General features: G+C 46.3%; 10 protein-coding genes and 1 pseudogene. 7 read left to right on the top strand and 4 right to left on the bottom strand.

What is annotated here, in order from left to right; genetic code table 11:
* Positions 1-1,006 (bottom strand): sodium-dependent transporter (locus ON064_RS12550; RefSeq protein WP_274625027.1); only part of this gene is annotated, 1,006 nt, incomplete at its 3' end.
* Between the two features lie 196 nt (positions 1,007-1,202).
* On the opposite strand from ON064_RS12550, the gene ON064_RS12545 reads away from it, so the two are divergent.
* Complete coding sequence (locus tag ON064_RS12545; protein ID WP_274625026.1) at positions 1,203-3,698, top strand: hypothetical protein; 2,496 nt, start codon at positions 1,203-1,205, stop codon at positions 3,696-3,698.
* A gap of 86 nt (positions 3,699-3,784) precedes the next feature.
* A pseudogene (gene yugI / locus ON064_RS12540) lies at positions 3,785-4,142 on the top strand (S1 domain-containing post-transcriptional regulator GSP13).
* 26 nt (positions 4,143-4,168) lie between these two features.
* Here the strand turns inward: yugI and ON064_RS12535 are convergent.
* Positions 4,169-5,479, bottom strand: coding sequence for a sigma 54-interacting transcriptional regulator (locus tag ON064_RS12535; protein WP_121301108.1), 1,311 nt, complete (start codon positions 5,477-5,479; stop codon positions 4,169-4,171).
* A gap of 139 nt (positions 5,480-5,618) precedes the next feature.
* Between ON064_RS12535 and pruA the strand changes: the two genes are divergently transcribed.
* The 4 genes from pruA (at position 5,619) to ON064_RS12515 (ending at position 11,167) form a co-directional block, all read left to right on the top strand.
* On the top strand, positions 5,619-7,163 hold the full coding sequence (gene pruA, locus ON064_RS12530) for an L-glutamate gamma-semialdehyde dehydrogenase (protein ID WP_274625025.1): 1,545 nt from the start codon (positions 5,619-5,621) through the stop codon (positions 7,161-7,163).
* A gap of 153 nt (positions 7,164-7,316) precedes the next feature.
* Complete coding sequence (locus tag ON064_RS12525; protein ID WP_274625024.1) at positions 7,317-8,510, top strand: ornithine--oxo-acid transaminase; 1,194 nt, start codon at positions 7,317-7,319, stop codon at positions 8,508-8,510.
* Positions 8,511-8,591: 81 nt separating this feature from the next.
* Positions 8,592-9,836 carry a Glu/Leu/Phe/Val family dehydrogenase gene (locus tag ON064_RS12520; RefSeq protein ID WP_058381172.1) on the top strand — a complete coding sequence of 415 codons (1,245 nt, stop codon included), beginning with the start codon at positions 8,592-8,594 and terminating at the stop codon, positions 9,834-9,836.
* Between the two features lie 167 nt (positions 9,837-10,003).
* Positions 10,004-11,167 (top strand): iron-containing alcohol dehydrogenase, encoded by a 1,164-nt coding sequence (locus ON064_RS12515; protein ID WP_121301111.1) that lies wholly within the window; start codon positions 10,004-10,006, stop codon positions 11,165-11,167.
* 39 nt (positions 11,168-11,206) lie between these two features.
* On the opposite strand, the gene ON064_RS12510 is transcribed toward ON064_RS12515, so the two are convergent.
* Entirely contained in the window at positions 11,207-12,196 is a 990-nt protein-coding gene (locus ON064_RS12510; protein WP_274625023.1) for a cation diffusion facilitator family transporter, read from the bottom strand.
* Positions 12,197-12,209: 13 nt separating this feature from the next.
* Positions 12,210-12,941, bottom strand: a complete 732-nt coding sequence (locus ON064_RS12505) for an MgtC/SapB family protein (protein WP_274625022.1) — start codon at positions 12,939-12,941, stop codon at positions 12,210-12,212.
* Positions 12,942-13,037: 96 nt separating this feature from the next.
* Here ON064_RS12505 and ON064_RS12500 point away from each other — a divergent pair, with 96 nt between their 5' ends.
* Positions 13,038-13,940 carry a DMT family transporter gene (locus tag ON064_RS12500; RefSeq protein WP_274625021.1) on the top strand — a complete coding sequence of 301 codons (903 nt, stop codon included), beginning with the start codon at positions 13,038-13,040 and terminating at the stop codon, positions 13,938-13,940.
* Positions 13,941-14,078: the final 138 nt, after the last annotated feature.

Raw genomic sequence — 14,078 nt, 5'->3', positions numbered from 1 at the left:
CGTATTTGTTCTTCACGGCGATTGAGACGGTGATCTCAAGCATCGAAATGGATGAAGTCAAAGTCGCGAACAATAAGAGGATGAAGAAAATAATGATCAGGAATTGCCCCATGAACAATTGGTCAAAAATGGCCGGCAAGATAATGAAGACAAGGCCTGGCCCCTGATCCGGCAAGTAATCAAGTGCGAATACTGCAGGGAAGATAATCAATCCAGCCATGATGGAAATGACGATGTTTAGAGTCACCACGCTTACAGCTGATCGCGTCAAATTCTCGGATTTCTTAAGGTAAGATGCATAAGTGATCATTCCGGCGACGCCGACGCTCAAGGAGAAGAACGCTTGCCCGAGAGCGACAAGTGCCGTTTCGAAATTGAAGAACGACCAGTCAGGCACGAACATAAAGCGGACGCCTTCCATTGCCCCGTCAAGTGTCAACGAACGGATCATCAAGATGACGAAGAAGATGAGCAAGGCTGGCATCATGATTTTGCTGGCGCGTTCAATGCCGGCCTTGATGCCGCCTTGGACGATCCAGATGGTTAGTCCCATGAACGCTGCTTGAGCGATCAGCACTTCCCATGGATTGCTGATGATGCCGCCGAACAACTCGGCAAAATCTGCATCACCGAGCCCCGACAATTGCAAGGTTACGGCGCGTACTAGATACGACAGCACCCAGCCGCCGACTACACTGTAAAAGGAAAGGATCAAGAAAGAAAAAATAAATCCGGACCAGCCGATCAAATACCAAGGCTTTCCGGGGGCTTGTTTTTTGAGTCCGCTAACGGCATCTGCCTGTCCGCGGCGCCCGATGACGAATTCAGCAAGCAAGATCGGCAAACCGATCAAGACGGTGCTCAAGATGAACAGCAAAATGAATACGCTGCCTCCGTTTGCGCCGGTTTCGTATGGGAACTTCCAGATCGCCCCGAGGCCGATTGCACTGCCGGCTGCTGCGAGTATGAAACCGATCTTGGACGTCCATTGTTCACGTGCTTTCATAATTGGTTCCTCCTAAATCGATTAGATTTTACTATTTTACACGAGCCTTTCAGAAAAAAATAGAATTATTTAAAAATACCATGAAATTCTTCTGTATAATAGAAATAAAAGGAAATTCGCGGGAAAGAGAGCTGATGGAGAGATGGATGAAAACAGCAATCCAGTAAGCGGGAATAGTCGAAACGAGGAACGGGACATGGCCCAACTGATAGAAGCGCTCAGGCGATTTGCTTATCAAAATGGCATGACGGCCGAAAAGACAGATTTCTTTACCAAGCAGGTCCAGGAACGTGCAGTTAAAACGGATACTACGGATGACCAGGAGATAAATCTCTATCGTGCCGCTGCAAAGCAATTAGCGCAATTTCCCGATCTGCAAAACGACGGCAGCTTGATTGGCTTTCAAGAAGATCGTGAAAGCCATTTGGCGCTGCAATCACTTCCGGTCAATAAGCGCATGGCAGCTGTTCTCCATTTGGTAAATGGCCATAAAATATCTTTTGCATCACGAGTGCTGCAACTGGAAGAACAAGAGATGCTCGGTTACATAGACAGCGCAAAAAGCGAATTGGCAAAAAAGTTGGCCATAGAAGATCAACAAGAACTGACGCAACGGCTCGAATTCCTGGCTAAATCCATCAAGCGGGTCAAGCTTCCAGGTCGGGAAGCACCGATTGAAGAAAGCCCGGTTATTGATGAACAGCAAAAAGAGCAAGTACCGAAAGTGAAAAAACCGGCCATCTGGCTTGTTGCAGCATCGATCGCTTTGCTTGCCGGAGTCGTCGGGGCATCCTTTTTCTTCGACAGCTTCCGCCTACCATCTGCCTCGGAAGCATCAGAAGGGCAGCTGACGCAGGAAATGGCAGATGAGATGGAACAGCAATACGAGGAAACGAGGGAAAATGCCAAACAACGCTTAGGGGTGGAAGAAGGGCAATTTGCGGAGTTCACCTTTGTAGCTAACGCCGATCAAGAAAAAGACGAGCTGTTCAGCCGCAGCGAGCTGCAACAGCACAAAGACGACGCGGAACTTTTCACTCAACAGATGGAAGAGTTGATCTGGATGATCGAAACGCCGAAAGGAATGGGCGAATCCTTAGCGAACTCAGGCCATATGCCAATCGATGAAATGGACCGTTTTATAGAACTGTATTTGACGAAAACAAACGAACTGCAGGATTTTGCAGAAAACATTTTAAAAAATAACGAAGAACAATTACCCGCTGCATCCGAACATTATGGCGAGCCGCAGTTATTAATAGAAGATATCCCGGACGCATCTGCTGAACTGGAGCAATTGCTTGCTGCATGGCCAGAATACGGGCTGCGCTTCCGTCTGTCAGATCCTGACAGGATGCATTTGTTGACAAAGGATACGGAATCATTGCAATGGCTTCCGCAATTCCAGACGCATCCATTTGCGAGTATGTATCTTGAAATTTTTTCTTACTACCCTTATTTTGATGAGCAAGGCTGGCTTATAGAGCCATTCCAACTCTCCCACGAATTTTACAAGATGCTCTACGTGTTGGTCGAAGAACCGACCGATAGTGAACTAAAGGCCGAAATCGAAGTCATATATGAGCAAACCGTCTGGCAAATCACCAAAGGCGCGGAACAGGAGATTTATGCAGAAGGTGTTGTCAAACCCGAAATCCGCGAACTTTGGAAAATGCTGACCCTTTATGACCCATTGGCTGCAATCTTAGTGCCGGTGATCGATGAAATGGAAGACAGCGGCTGGCAGCAATCCGACTCTTTGGATCGCTTGGAGTATGGAGACAGCCTGAAGATGCTCAAGCTGGAACAGCAAGGGCAGCTGAGTTCAACCTTGCCAAACGGTGATTTTCCATTAGAGTCGGAATTGGTAGACTTGGCGGACTTCGATTACGATCGCGTCAAGGAACTGTATGCGCGTTTCAAACAATCCTATGATATGGATTTGCTAGCCGGCGTGCAACCGCTGGATATTTACTTCCTTTATTTTTATGCCAACCAGGAGAAAGACCCGGCAACGATGTATCATCTTTTGGCGGACAGCAAACTTAAGCCAAGCCTGGAGCAGTATAAGGCAGACTGGGAGCAGATTCCTGAATTGACGGAAAATGCACTTTGGGTAGAAATTCAGCAAGAAATGACGCAGCGCATCTACAAGAAAGTGATGATCCAACCGATGGTGATGTACGAAGAGCAAGATATCGGATTCCACCGTGCCAATCCGCTGCAACCGGCTTTAGTGACGGAGCGGGACCGTATCTGGCTCGTTCAATACCAGCAGCAAGAATTCTCTCAAGCGCCGGATCCGGAGTTGCAGAAACAGGGTATGGAGGCGTTTAAAACATTGGCGAATCAAGAGAAACTGCCTAAAAATACGTCGCCGCTCGTCGTCACCTATGCCTTATTGCATGCAATCGATCAAGAAGACGCAGCGGTCGCCAATGCCTTGCTGGCCCCCGGGACCGAGGGTCAGGAAATCGAGTTTTGGCGCAATTTTGCCGGAAGTCATCAAGTCGCAGGTTTCGATAATTTGAGGTCAGTGTCATTCACGGCAACGGATTTAAATATCGAAAATGAAGTGGATGCCAGTCTTGAAATTTTATATGAAATAGAGGACACCAGTGAATGGTCCGAACATTTGAATATGAAGAAAACGCCCGATGGATGGCGCTTCGAGTTGTTTCCTAGTTACTGATTTTACTCTTATAAGGAACCTGTGCTATAATATACAGATGCCAATAGGTGTACAGTAATTTAGATAAAGACTAGGAGCGGTTAACTATGACAAAAACGTATCAAACAGGAGATAAAGTCTCCGGCAAAGTAACAGGAATCCAGCCATACGGTGCATTCGTTGCACTTGACGACCAAACACAAGGACTTGTCCACATTTCAGAAATTACGCACGGTTATGTGAAAGAAGTCAGCGAATACTTGTCTGTTGGACAGGAAGTAGACGTGAAAGTATTGGACGTCGATGCTAAATCGAAAAAAATCAGCTTGTCGATAGCCGCCGGCAGCTCAAAAAAGTGAAAAGCCGCGTCAATCTCTTCAGTCTCATGTGAACGAGAGCGACTCTGAAGGCTTCAACACTTTGAAAGATAAAATGCAGGAATGGATCAAACGTTCCGGCCAATAAGAACTCAATAAAACGCCCAATCGACATTACGTCGATTGGGCGTTTTTTTTGATCTTCCGCAGGCGGTATTGAAGGTTCTGGCGGCTCATGCCGAGTGCTTGGGCTGCCTTTGTCACATTACCCCCGAAAAGATCCATCGCTTTTTCCAAGTAATACATTTCCGCTTCTTGCAAATACTCCTCGAGCGGCAGTAAATCCTTATCGGAGCGGACCAGGAAATCTTCCGGCTGCAGCGACCCACTTTGGGTTTTTAGCTTAAAGTGATGCGGTAGCATGGAAGCTGTCACGACTTCTTGTGTCGTGACGAGTGATGTGATTTCATCCAACAGCAATTCGAGTTCTTTCAAGTTGCCCGGCCAATCATAGCTGAGGAATAATTTCTCCACTTCATCTGACAAAGAGCGTATGACCGATCCGACTTTCATGCGGTGCCTGGAGAAATAATCATCGACAAACGGCAGGATGTCTTCTTTCCTGCGGCGCAATGGTTCCACTTTGATGGTCATGGCCGAGAAGAAATAATATAAATCTTTTACTAGAGTATTAGAAGAGATCAGTTCGACGGGATCGTCACCGACGCTCGCGACAAAATAGCAATCGCCTGCCGCATGCCGCTCGACGACTTCAAGCAATTGCATCTGCAAGGCGCGCGGCAACAAGTCAATGCGCTCACAATAAATCGTGCCGTGCTGCATGCGTTCAATTTCCTTATCCAACTCGTCAATCAACCGGCTATCGGTGCCGTGGCAATACAAGATATGCATCGGGAGCTCGGAAGCATGCGCGGAATGAATCGCTTCCGCGAGAAGTTCTTTTCCGGTACCTGATTCTCCGACCAATAACACGGGCAGTTTCGCGGCTGCAGCTTTTTCTGCACGGGCAATGATGTTTTTCATGCTTGCCGATACGGCAGTCAAGCTCGCGAACGTAATCGGTTCCTCGTACTTTTTTAATGGTTGGTAGATGACCCGCTCCAAAGTCGTGACATCCCGTGCCAGTTCAATCGCCCCGATCAATTCGCCGTTCTCGAAGACTGGATAACTATCGTTGATGGTCGTAATCTCTTGGCCTTTACGGTTCCAGTACGTTTGTTTGATGTTCAATATCGGGGTGCCGCTCGTCAGTACTTGCAGCAAAGTGCTCTGTGTTTGGTCGAAACGGAACATTTCCAAAAGCGACCGGTCCGTTAATTCCTGAAAATCGAAGCCTTCGATTTCCCGCATCTTGCGGTTATATAAAATGGTCTTCCCTTTGCTGTCGATGGCGTGTAAACCTACAGCCACGTGGTCTCCAGCGAATTTATAAAAAGGGGCCAAGTCTATTTGCGCATCGTTCATGGCCATCACTCCAAAACTTTTTTGACTTTTTAGATTAAAATACTTGAAAAACGCAATAATCTTTTGCATTATTATAAGTGGAAACAGATTAAGAGTGCAAATTTTTTTTGCGCTCGCTCAATTATAAGGAGGATTCCCAATGATTCCCTACAAACATGAACCATTCACAGATTTCTCGATCGAGGAGAATCGCAATGCATACTTGGAAGGCCTGAAAACGGTTGAAGGATACCTCGGCCAGGATTACCCGCTAATTATCGGCGGAGAACGCGTAACGACTGAAGACAAAATCGTTTCATTCAATCCGGCGGATAAAGAAGAAATCGTTGGGCGCGTCTCCAAATCAAATAAAGAACTCGCAGAAAAAGCTATGCAAGAAGCGGACGCTGCCTTTAAAACATGGAAAAAAGTGAAACCTGAAGTACGTGCAGATGTCTTGTTCAGAGCAGCAGCGATCATTCGCCGCCGTAAACATGAATTCTCTGCGCTACTTACTAAAGAAGCAGGCAAGCCATGGAATGAAGCAGATGCAGATACTGCAGAAGCAATCGATTTCCTTGAATACTACGGCCGCCAAATGCTGCGCCTAAAAGACGGCATGCCAATGGAAAGCCGTCCTGGTGAATACAACCGCTATGACTATATTCCACTCGGCGTCGGCGTTGTCATTTCTCCGTGGAACTTTGCGTTCGCAATCATGGCGGGTACAACAGTTGCAGCGATGGTAGCAGGGAACACGGTTCTTTTGAAGCCAGCTTCAACAACTCCGGTTGTCGCTTATAAATTCATCGAAGTATTGGAAGAAGCGGGCATGCCTAAAGGCGTCGTCAACTATATTCCTGGTCCGGGATCTGAAGTAGGCGACTATTTGGTCGACCACCCGAACACTCGCTTCATTTCATTCACTGGTTCAAAAGAAGTCGGTTTGCGTATTGCAGAACGTTCTTCTAAAGTGAATGAAGGCCAAATCTGGATGAAACGCCTGATCGCTGAAATGGGCGGCAAAAACACAATGGTTGTTGACAACAATGCAGACCTTGAGCTTGCAGCACAATCCATCGTCAAATCTGCTTTCGGCTTTAGCGGCCAGAAATGTTCTGCCGGATCACGTGCGGTCATCGTAGAAGATGTCTACGACGAAGTACTTGAACGTGTAGTGGAATTGACAAATGAACTAACGATCGGCAACACAGTTGACCAGTCGAAATTCATGGGTCCCGTCATTGACGGAAATTCGTACAAAAAAATCATGGATTACATCGAAATCGGCAAAGGCGAAGGCCGCCTAGTTGCTGGTGGAGACGGCGACGATTCCACAGGATTCTTCGTGAACCCAACAGTCTTCGCTGACTTGGATCCACAAGCCCGCATCATGCAGGAAGAAATCTTCGGGCCGGTTGTCGGATTGATGAAAGCAAAAGATTTCAAAGAAGCGATTGCTATCGCCAACAACACAGAATACGGCTTGACTGGCGGCGTCATCACCAACAACCGCGAACACCTCGAGTATGCGCGCGACGAGTTCCATGTTGGTAACTTGTACTTCAACCGCGGATGCACAGGCGCAATCGTAGGTTATCAGTCATTCGGCGGATTCAACATGTCCGGTACCGATTCAAAAGCAGGCGGGCCAGACTACTTGGTTCTTCATATGCAAGCACAAACAACTTCTGAGATGTTTTAATTATTCGCTTAATGGTATAATGATGCACAAAAGGCAGACTCCGTGTCTGCCTTTTTTTAAAAAAGGTTCCGTTAAGCGCATACATCTATGAGTAGTGCCACATCGCCTTAAGAGCTCAGCGGGTCTACCCTTAATTAAAAGGAGGAATTTGGAATGACACAAACACAATCAATCATCGAAAAAACAGAACAGTACGGGGCAAAGAACTACCATCCACTGCCAATCGTCATCTCGAAAGCGGAAGGCGTATGGGTCACGGATCCAGAAGGCAATAAATTCATGGACATGCTCTCTGCTTATTCAGCAGTGAACCAAGGCCACCGCCATCCGAAAATCATCCAGGCTTTGAAAGACCAAGCCGACCGGGTGACTCTCACATCACGCGCTTTCCACAACGACCAATTGGCGCCATGGTACGAAATGATCTGCAAAATTTCAGGAAAAGAAATGGCCTTGCCGATGAACACGGGAGCGGAAGCTGTCGAAACTGCAATCAAAGCCGCACGCCGCTGGGCATACGATGTCAAAGGCGTTGAAGAAAACAAAGCAGAAATCATAGCATGCGAAGGAAACTTCCACGGACGCACGATGACTGCCGTCTCACTTTCATCTGACCCTGAATACCGCAGAGGCTTCGGCCCGATGCTTCCTGGCATCAACATCGTGCCGTTTGGCGATTTGGAAGCATTGAAAAATGCCATTACGCCAAACACTGCAGCCTTCCTCATCGAGCCGATCCAAGGCGAAGCCGGGATCATCATGCCGCCAAAAGGCTTCTTGAAAGCAGCGCGCGAACTTTGCCGCGAAAATAATGTCTTGTTCATCGCTGACGAAATCCAGTGCGGGCTTGCGCGTACGGGGAAAATGTTTGCCTGCGAATGGGAAGAAGTAGATCCGGATATGTACATTCTTGGGAAAGCACTTGGCGGCGGAGTATTCCCGATCTCTTGTGTCGTTGCAGATCACGAAGTACTTGGCGTCTTTAACCCAGGTTCACACGGCTCTACGTTCGGTGGCAATCCGTTAGCTTGTGCTGTGTCGATTGCTTCGATGCAAGTCATTCAAGACGAAAACCTCACGGAACGCTCGCAGGAGCTCGGCACTTACTTCATGGATGAACTGAAAAAGCTTGACCATCCTGTAATCAAAGAAGTCCGCGGACGCGGCTTGTTCATCGGGATGGAATTGACTGAAGCTGCGCGTCCTTACTGCGAACAGCTAAAAGAACTCGGGCTTTTGTGCAAAGAAACGCATGATACAGTCATCCGTTTTGCACCGCCATTGATCATCACGAAAGAAGAGCTAGACTGGGCACTTGAGCGTATTCACCAAGTGTTCACAAAATAACAATCGATGTGGCAAATGGAAGTTTGCCATGTTACACTAGATGCGAGTAATTACTAAAATACAAAGAGGCGAAACTAAACAATGGCTGAAAACTTGAACTTGTTGACGTCAACGCAGGATGTCATTAAAATTGCATTGGATAAACTTGGATACGAAGATTCGATGTATGAACTTCTGAAGGAACCGATGCGGATCTTGGAAGTGCGTATCCCGATCCGGATGGACGATGGGAAAACCAAAGTGTTCACGGGATTCCGTGCGCAGCATAACGACGCTGTCGGCCCGACTAAAGGGGGAGTCCGTTTCCACCCTGATGTGAACCGCGACGAGGTTATCGCGCTTTCCATGTGGATGACATTGAAATGCGGAATCGTGGACTTGCCATACGGCGGCGGTAAAGGCGGCATCATTTGCGACCCGCGCGAAATGTCCATGCACGAAATCGAAAAGCTGAGCCGTGGCTATGTACGCGCCATTAGCCAGATTGTCGGACCGAACAAGGACATCCCTGCGCCGGATGTATTCACAAACTCGCAAATCATGGCCTGGATGTTCGACGAATACAGCAAGATTGACGAATTCAACTCACCAGGATTCATTACAGGTAAGCCGATTGTGCTGGGCGGCTCACAAGGCCGTGACAAAGCAACTGCACAAGGCGTTACGATCGTGATCAATGAAGCAGCGAAAAAACGCGGACTTGACATGAAAGGCGCACGCGTCGTTATCCAAGGATTCGGCAACGCGGGCAGTTTCTTGGCGAAGTTCCTCCACGATGCAGGAGCCAAAGTCGTCGGTATTTCCGATGCTTACGGTGCACTACACGACCCAGAAGGTTTGGATATCGATTATCTTCTCGACCGCCGCGACAGCTTCGGTACCGTTACAACGCTTTTCGACAATACCATCACCAATAAAGAATTGTTCGAAATCGACTGTGATATCCTGGTGCCGGCAGCAATCGCCAACCAGATCACAGAAGAAAATGCACACGATATCAAAGCTTCTATCGTAGTCGAAGCTGCGAACGGGCCAACAACGGCTGAAGCAACGAAGATCTTGACAGATCGCGGAATCTTGCTGGTGCCTGACGTGCTTGCAAGTTCAGGCGGTGTTACAGTTTCTTACTTTGAATGGGTGCAGAATAACCAAGGTTATTACTGGACGCAGGAAGAAGTTGACGAGAAGCTCGAGAAGAAATTGGTGGAAGCTTTTGAGAACGTATACAATGTAGCTACTAACCGCAATATCGACATGCGCCTTGCCGCTTATATGGTCGGTGCAAGAAGAACTGCAGAAGCCTCACGCTTCCGTGGATGGGTATAAAAAACAATCGGTGCAAGAAGAACTGCAGAAGCCTCACGCTTCCGTGGATGGGTATAAAAAACAACCGCTCGGCTGATGCCGAGCGGTTTTCTTATGCTCAATGTTTTGCTTTTTCAGGATTGAAAATTCATAATGAAATCTGAACGTATATCGGAGGAGGAGATTAGATGAACGCATTTTCTTTCTATAACCCAGTCAAATTGATTTTTGGCAAAGGGCAATTGGAAGCATTGAAAAACGAAGTGCCGAATTATGGCAAAAAAGTATTGGTTGTATACGGCGGAGGCAGCATCAAGAAAAACGGCCTTTACGACGAAGTTATGGCCACACTAAATGACATGGGCGTTGAAATCCATGAACTTTCGGGCGTTGAGCCAAACCCGCGCCTTTCAACAGCAAAACGCGGAATTGAAATCTGCAAAAAAGAGAATATCGATATGCTGCTAGCAGTTGGTGGCGGTTCTGTCATCGATTGCACGAAACTCATTGCAGCCGGAGCGAAATACGATGGCGATGCATGGGATTTTGTCACACGTAAAGCGACTCCTGAAGAGGTCTTGCCATTTGGCACCGTATTAACATTGGCGGCAACAGGCTCTGAAATGAACGCCGGTTCTGTTATCACGAATGAAGAAACAGAAGAAAAATACGGCTGGGGCAGCCCGTTGACATTCCCTAAGTTCTCTATTTTGGACCCAACATACACGAAATCCGTGCCACGCGACCACACAGTATACGGCGTAGTGGATATGATGTCGCATATGTTCGAACAGTATTACCACAACGCGACGAACACGCCGGTACAGGACCAGATGATCGAAGGTGTGCTGCGAGCAGTAATCGAAACAGCTCCGAAGCTCATGGAAGACCTTGAAAGCTACGAGCACCGTGAAACGATTCTATTTGCCGGAACGATGGGGCTTAACAACTTCCTACAGATGGGCTATAACGGAGACTGGGCATCTCATAATATTGAGCACGCAGTCTCTGCGATTTATGACATTCCACATGCAGGTGGCTTGGCGATTCTATTCCCGCAATGGATGCGTCATAACGTTCCAGTTAACCCGTCGCGATTCGCACAAATGGCTACCCGTGTGTTCGGCGTCGATCCATCAAACAAATCTGAAGAACAAATCGCAAACGAAGGAATCGACCGTCTCGTCGAATTCTGGACATCGATCGGCGCTCCAAGCAGCCTGAAAGATTACGACATCGATGATTCCCGTTTCTCGGACATCGTTGACAAAACATTAGTCTATGGCGAGTTCGGCAATTTCAATAAATTGAACGGGGAAGATGTAGAAAAAATTCTACAAGCTTCGCTATAATATAGAAAAAATCCCGATGCATAAGGCATCGGGATTTTTTTATTCGGGTTTCTTCAATGAATCGGGGCGCTTACTTACATGCACCCAGTGTTTTTCCCCATCATCTGCATCGAGTGACACAATCACATCATCGACGCTAGGCTGGCTCAAAATAAGTTCAGCCAAACGGTTCTGCAACTCGTCCGCTTCTTTGACAGTCAGGTTAGGGTCAACCTCCACCAAGGTTTCAACGTGAAGAAATTCACCCTCTTTTACTACTTCCAGTTCACGGATGTCTTTGACGGAAGGTCGATCAGAAAGGAGATGTGCAATGTGATTGACCATCTGTTCATCTGTTTCCCCAATGACACCACGTGCATTATCCAAGAAGATTTTCGTCACGACATAGAACATCATGAAGCCGATTGCAATGGATGCCGCACCTTCAATTTGCAGGAATCCAGTATAGTGTGCAATCAAGACAGCAACTAGGGCCAGCAAACCACCCGAAGTTGCGACTAAGTCTTCTAGGAAAACCAGTTTTGTAGCTGGTTTTGCACGGTTTAAATGGGTAAAACTTGTAGTAAGCGGAGCAAGTGCCCCGCCTTTCACGCCAGCTTCATGCAGAACTTCTTTACCAGCTTTGTAAAGTACAAACAACTCAAGTAAAATTGCGATTGATAGAACGACAACGCTGATAATAAAGCCTTCTGCTTCCATTGGGTGCAACATTTGGTGCCAGCCCTCACGAATGGTTTCATAAGCCATGATTCCCACAATTAGAACGGCTGCAAGCAAAACTAAGTTTAACAGGCGACCAAAACCATTGGGAAACCTTTTGGTTGGAGCTTTTTTCGATAATGCAGAGCCGATGAAAACAAAATATTGGTTCGCTGCGTCACCGATCGAGTGCATCGTTTCTGCGAACATGGCAACATTTCCGGTAAAAGTAAAGGCGACGCCTTTCATAATAGCAATAAACGTATTGATGAGTGCTGCATAAAGAGATGGTTTATTTCCTCCCTTTAACAATCCGAAAAATTCTCCCAAAAAAACTCCTCCTTTAATTAATCATTTCGATGTCCACTTGCTTTACGCTACTAATAGAAGAAATTTCCCTGTACAGTTCGATAGTTTCTTTTCCTTGTGCGTATGACATGCGAATCGAAAGTTTGTAGTACAAAGTTCCATTTTGCTGTTCAGGATGAAGAATCGACAAGTCTTCAATAGTCATGCCACTGTATTTAAGCTCTTCCAACACTTCGCTGATAGCTTCCTCTCCAGAAACATAAATAGTCAGTCTAGCTTCTGCCTGTCTCAGTCGCTTAGGGCCAAAATGGAAAAGGAGGGGAGGTAACACTTCGATACCTATAAGAACTAATAAGACAGCGGTCACTGCTTCAATGTAAAAGCCGGCGGCCACGGCAATGCCGATTCCGCCAGACCCCCAAATCATTGCTGCTGTAGTTAATCCCGAAATGGAATCATTCCCTCGCTTCAATATAACTCCGGCGCCTAGAAATCCAATACCTGAAACAATTTGTGCTGCGAGCCGTAGCGGATCCATTGTGATATTTACACCTTCATTGCTGCTCGATTCTGCAATGTAAGCAGACTCAATTGAAATAATGGTCAATAAACAGCTGAATGTGGCAATGACCATACTTGTCTTCAAACCAACAGGCTTCCTCTTTAATTCCCTTTCCAACCCTATAACTAAACTTAAAACAGCGGCAATCGTTAATTTCATAAATGTCTCGAATGAGGAGATTTCGAGCGCGCTGAAAAATTCCAAGATCACAACCTCCATTTCACTTTGCGGTTGAATGTGGAGTCGGCAAATGGCAAACTGAAAAGTGATGTCAAAATCTAATTTAGCAAGAGGTGCCTAATGGAAAAACCAACGATTCACCCTTATATACCCATTTTGATCGGAGTCATCTCAGTAGCGATGTCTGCAATCTTTGTAAAGATGACCACAGCTGATGCAGGCGTCACTGCATTTTACCGGATGTTATTTTCTATTCTATTAATGGCCCCAGTATTCCTCTATAGCTATCTGCCTGAAATAAAGAAACTAAATAGAAGAGACTGGGTATTTTCAGCAATCGCTGGCATTTTCTTGGCTTTTCATTTTATTCTTTGGTTCGAATCACTTAACTATACTTCTGTAGCGAGTTCTACAGTTCTCGTAACATTGCAGCCTCTTTTTGCATTTGCAGGAACATACTTCTTCTTTAAAGAGCGCCTCTCTGCAAAAACTTTAATATCTGGAGCAGTTGCAATAACAGGAAGCATTGTTATTGCTTACGGTGATTTCCAAGTAAGCGGAAGTGCATTGTTCGGTGACATACTTGCGCTAATTGCTTGTGCGCTGATTACTGCATATTTATTATTCGGTCAAGATGTTCGGAAGCGATTGTCTTTAGTGACATACACATTCATTGTGTATAGTTTCAGTACTATATCGCTATTTTTCTATATTATTGCTAAAGGGGAGTCGTTTGGTCCTTATCCTAAGGAAGAGTGGATGTGGTTTCTTCTATTAGCTCTTATCCCAAATCTTCTTGGACATACTTTATTTAATTGGGCAGTGAAGTGGGTGAGTACAAACGTAATTTCCATTGCTATTCTATTTGAGCCAGTCGGGGCAGCGATCCTGGCGTATTTTATACTTGGAGAATTGGTTAGCAAATCGCAAATTATAGGAGGGAGCATTGTTATCGCTGGGCTTTTATTTTTCGTAACCGACTATAAAAAAATTAGAAAAATCTTTTTTCGGAAAAGCGCTTGATTTTTTCAAGCGCCCGGTATATAGTAGTAAATGTCCTCGAAACAAGCCGATAAAAATATTTTGAAATAGTATTGACATCGAGTTTTAAAAAGGATATAGTAATCAAGTCGCCAAAACAAGGCGCACAACATGAACCTT

It is taken from the genome of Planococcus sp. A6 (assembly GCF_028823615.1).
GTDB lineage: Bacteria > Bacillota > Bacilli > Bacillales_A > Planococcaceae > Planococcus.
Note: the sequence above shows the minus strand (reverse complement) of the source record. Positions and strands in the feature narration are given on the sequence as shown.

What these genes read in the sequence shown, in the direction of transcription:
- ON064_RS12525 (WP_274625024.1), top strand. Translation starts at nt 7,317, where the DNA reads ATGACACAAACACAATCAATCATCGAAAAAACAGAACAGTACGGGGCA.
- ON064_RS12535 (WP_121301108.1), bottom strand. Translation starts at nt 5,479, where the DNA reads ATGAACGATGCGCAAATAGACTTGGCCCCTTTTTATAAATTCGCTGGA.
- ON064_RS12545 (WP_274625026.1), top strand. Translation starts at nt 1,203, where the DNA reads ATGGCCCAACTGATAGAAGCGCTCAGGCGATTTGCTTATCAAAATGGC.
- ON064_RS12515 (WP_121301111.1), top strand. Translation starts at nt 10,004, where the DNA reads ATGAACGCATTTTCTTTCTATAACCCAGTCAAATTGATTTTTGGCAAA.
- ON064_RS12500 (WP_274625021.1), top strand. Translation starts at nt 13,038, where the DNA reads ATGGAAAAACCAACGATTCACCCTTATATACCCATTTTGATCGGAGTC.
- ON064_RS12520 (WP_058381172.1), top strand. Translation starts at nt 8,592, where the DNA reads ATGGCTGAAAACTTGAACTTGTTGACGTCAACGCAGGATGTCATTAAA.
- pruA (WP_274625025.1), top strand. Translation starts at nt 5,619, where the DNA reads ATGATTCCCTACAAACATGAACCATTCACAGATTTCTCGATCGAGGAG.